Annotated in this window: 3 protein-coding genes; all 3 read right to left on the bottom strand. The window is 73.2% G+C overall.

Annotation, left to right across the window (positions count from 1 at the left end):
• Positions 1–699: 699 nt before the first annotated feature.
• A complete protein-coding gene (locus VGC13_RS29860; RefSeq protein ID WP_331128998.1) occupies positions 700–1644 on the bottom strand; it encodes a homoserine kinase in 945 nt (314 codons plus the stop codon).
• 168 nt (positions 1645–1812) lie between these two features.
• The gene (locus tag VGC13_RS29855) at positions 1813–2847 is read right to left on the bottom strand and encodes a carboxypeptidase-like regulatory domain-containing protein (protein WP_331128997.1); all 1035 of its coding nucleotides are present in this window, start codon (positions 2845–2847) and stop codon (positions 1813–1815) included.
• Positions 2848–2854: 7 nt separating this feature from the next.
• Complete coding sequence (locus VGC13_RS29850; protein ID WP_331128996.1) at positions 2855–3259, bottom strand: hypothetical protein; 405 nt, start codon at positions 3257–3259, stop codon at positions 2855–2857.
• Positions 3260–3465: the final 206 nt, after the last annotated feature.

Here is a 3465-nt window from a genome sequence, read left to right as displayed (position 1 = left end):
CTCCCCCGGCCCCTCCCCGTTCGTTCCTCACGGAGAGGGGAGAATTCGATCGCGCTTCGACGGGCTTCGGGCGCGTCCGCGGGCGCCCCCACCGGCTCGCCTAGGCTCGCCACCTCCCCCAAAACTGCTGGGGGAGGTTGGGTGTTGCCGCTGGGTCAAGGCTCGACGACGTGTGTCGAACTGGCGCCGGCGGGGTGCCCCTCCCCCGGCCCCTCCCCGTTCGTTCCTCACGGAGAGGGGAGAATTCGATCGCGCTTCGAACGGGATCGAACTGCGTCCGCGAGCGCCCCCACCGGCTCGCCTAGGCTCGCCACCTCCCCCAAAACTGCTGGGGGAGGTTAGGGCAGGGCCGAGCCTGAAACGCTTCGAACACGATCGCACTGCGCCCGAAGCCGCCCCCCTCTCCCGGCCTCTCCCCCATAAACAGCATAGGGGGAGAGGAGAATTCGATCCCGCTCCGGAAACTCTGTCGGGTGCGTCACCCTCCCCCGCGCAGTTTTTGCGGGGGAGGGCCGGGGTGGTGGGCCGCGTCAGACGCAGTTCGAGCCTCATCGCAGCGCCCGCCCTCTGAGGCTACCCAACCTCCCCCAGCAGTTTTGGGGGAGGTGCGAGCCTAAGCGAGCGGAGGGGGCGCCCGCGGGTCGCCCCCAATTCAGCGGCTTCACCCCTTCACCCCTTCACCCCTTCACCCCTTCACCGTCACCCCACCTCCTCCAGCCGCGCACCGGGCCCGCCGACGGGACACGTCCACCCCTCCGCCGCCACGCCCGCGGCGGCGAACGCGGCCACCATCGCACCGCGCGCCCGCTCGGCCACCCGGTCGCCGTCGCACCAGGCAAAGACGCTGGGGCCGGCGCCGCTGATGGAGCAGCCCAGCGCCCCCGCCTCCATCGCCGCCGCCTTGACCGCGCCGAAGCCGGGGATGAGCGCGGCGCGGTGCGGCTCCACCAGCACGTCCCGCATCGACCGGCCGATCAGCGCCAGGTCGCCGCTGAAGCAGCCGGCCACTACGCCCGCCAGGTTGGCGGACTGCGTGATCCAGTCGTGCAGCGGCACCGTGGGAGGGAGCACGGCGCGGGCCGCGCGCGTGTCCAGCCGCTGCCGCGGCAGCACCATCACGCAGCGCAGCGGGGGCGGCGCGGGAAGGCGCACCACGTCGGGCGGGTCGGCGCTGCGCACCAGCACCAGCCCGCCCAGCAGCGACGGCGCCACGTTGTCGCCGTGCACCGCGCCGCTGGCCACCGCCTCGCCCGCCAGGGCGTAGGGAAAGAGCGCCTCCAGCGGCAGCGGAACCGGCAGCAGCGCGTTCGCGGCCACCACGCCCGCCACCGCCGACGCCGCCGATCCCCCGATCCCCGAGCCCAGCGGGATCCCCTTCTCGATCGCCACCTCCACGCCCAGCCCCGGCGCGTGGTCCGCCAGCAGCCGCATCACCGCGGCGCCGGCCGTGTTGGCCGCCGGGTCGGTGGGCAGGGGGCCGGCGCATCCCCCTACGGCGCCCATCACCACGCCGGGCGCGCCGGTGCGCGTGACCGTCACCCGGTCGCCGGCGGGGCCCACGGGGTGGCCCAGGATGTCGAAGCCCACCGCCAGGTTGGAGGTGCTGGCGGGGGCAAAGGCCACGGCCCTGCGCGGGGCGCTCACACGCGGGCTCCCGGGGCGCGGGCCAGGCGCGGCGGGTCCGTGAATCCCGCCGCGGCCGTCACCCCGGGCCTTGCGCGGGGCCTCTGCGCGATGTGCGGGTTGGGCGTGTACCGCCGGGCTGGTGTCAAGGACGGAAGTTCGTCGTCGAGTGAAGGATGCCCCGCGCCGTTACTGCTGGCGCGGCCGGATGTCGATGATGTCGCCGCCCTGTTCGGCCACGGCGATCACGGACATCCGGTCGTCCTCCCGGCGCAGGCGCGGCATGCTGACGATCCAGCTGCGCACGATCCAGGCGCCGTCCGGCAGCTGCTCGAAGTGCAGCTCGCCGCCCAGGCGGTCGTCGGGGTTCTCGTAGGGAAGGTTGACGTAGGTGTACTCCAGCCGGCGCAGGCGCGCCGTCTGGCGGTCCATCCACAGCACGCCGCGGACGTCGGGCAGCGTGCGGTCGGCCGTGGGCGCGAACTCCAGGCCGATGACGCCGCGTCCCTCGCGCAGCCGGAAGCAGTGCTGCTCCAGGAACTCGTCGGAGAGCAGCGTGTGCGCGTCGGGCGCGTGAAAGATCAGCGAATCGCCCCCCACGTCTTCGACGTAGCCGTGCTGCGCCAGCCGGTGCACGGGTGTGGCGTGGAACGGCTCGGCGCTGAACTCCGGGCTGGTCCACTCCCGCCGCTCGTAGGCGCGCCGCGAGTACAGCGTGCGCACCCGGCTGAACATGCGCTTGCGGTAGGTGTGGCTGCCGCGCGCGTCCGCCACGGCCGCCGCCTCCAGCGCCTTGCGCAGCTCCTCCCACGCCACGGCCGCCTCGGCCTGCGGGCGGATGGTGCAGGCGCGCTGCGCGGCGCTCACCATCAGCGGCTCCAGCGTGACCTGCCGCGGCCGCATTACCAGTGCCTGCTGGGCCGCCTGCCCCGCCACCAGCGGCAGCGCGGGGGAGACGGCCTCCGCGTACCCCACCCGCTCCGCGCGCAGGGTATACGTTCCCGGCCCGCCCGCCTGCACGGCAAAGGCGCCCTGCGCGTCGGTCAGGGTGGCGGCCACGCGGGCGCCCCGCGCGTCCAGCAGCATCACCACGGCGCCGGAGACGGGCTCCCCCGTTCCCGGCTCGGTGACGCGCCCGCGCACCGATTGCGCGAACGCCGGCACGGCGGCGAACAGGGATGCGGCGAGCAGGGCCCGGCGAAGGAGCAGCGTGCGTGTGCGCATCGAGACCTCAGGCGAGTGCTGGATTGCCCGCGCGCTCCGCTGCGCGGGGCTTGATGCCGTACGCGGCGGCGAGCATCACGGTGGAGACCACGACGTGGGGCAGGTTGAGCACGATGTCGTCCGTCCACGGCAGGTCGTTGACGAAGCCGTTCAGCAGGTAGAAGGTGGCGTCCAGCGCATAGTAGGAGCCGAAGGTCACCAGGAACAGCCGGCTGGCGCGCTCGGAGTGGAACGCCGCCGCGAACGCCGCCAGCGCGGTGAGTCCGTGCGTGATGTCGTCGATGGCGCTGATGGCGAACGCGTTGAACATCATGCGCTCGTGCCCCGCGTGCGGCGAGATTCCCGGAATCCACCCCAGCGCCACCACGATCGCCCCGAACAGCCCCGCCCCGAATGCCACCTTCCTGAGCATCATCCCTCCTGGTGTGATCTGGATTTGCGCGACCCGCTGCGCCCCCTCCGGCTCGCATTACTCGCCCACCTCCCCCAAAACTGCTGGGGGAGGTTGGCGGTGCCGATGGATCGAGGCTCGGCGAACGGGTTCGGACTGCGTCCGCGGGGGTGCCCCTCCCCCGGCCCCTCCCCGTTCGTTCCTCACGGAGAGGGGAGAATTCGATC

Source organism: Longimicrobium sp., from assembly GCF_036399255.1.
GTDB lineage: Bacteria > Gemmatimonadota > Gemmatimonadetes > Longimicrobiales > Longimicrobiaceae > Longimicrobium.
The sequence above is the reverse complement of the archived record's forward strand: the minus strand, read 5'-3'. Positions and strand labels throughout refer to the sequence as shown.